General features: G+C 30.9%; 2 pseudogenes. Both read right to left on the bottom strand.

What is annotated here, in order from left to right:
- A pseudogene (locus tag IDG65_RS14970) lies at window positions 1-127 on the bottom strand (transcriptional regulator); the annotation flags it as partial.
- A pseudogene (locus IDG65_RS14615) lies at window positions 121-246 on the bottom strand (methionine ABC transporter ATP-binding protein); the annotation flags it as partial. The pseudogenes IDG65_RS14970 and IDG65_RS14615, both read right to left, overlap by 7 nt.

The following is a 246-nucleotide window of genomic DNA, read 5'->3' on the forward strand; positions in this document are numbered from 1 at the left end:
TTAGACCAAATTCTTCTTTTTCATCGTTCAATTTATCTCTAGAAAAGTATATGTAATCAACTAAATTTTCTTCGCAATAGATAGGTAAGCCTGCTGATATTTTAGAAACGACCGGTATCTTTTTAACACAGTCCTTGACCATAATAAATTAAAATGTTGGAAGATCATACTTACTTTTTGTCTTTTTGCTCTTAATCCATTTTTGGACAATTGACCTATATGGTCCCCATCTATAATAACTTCACC

Origin of the sequence: Staphylococcus sp. EG-SA-17, assembly GCF_017151845.1 — a bacterium.
In the GTDB taxonomy this organism is placed as follows: domain Bacteria; phylum Bacillota; class Bacilli; order Staphylococcales; family Staphylococcaceae; genus Staphylococcus; species Staphylococcus aureus.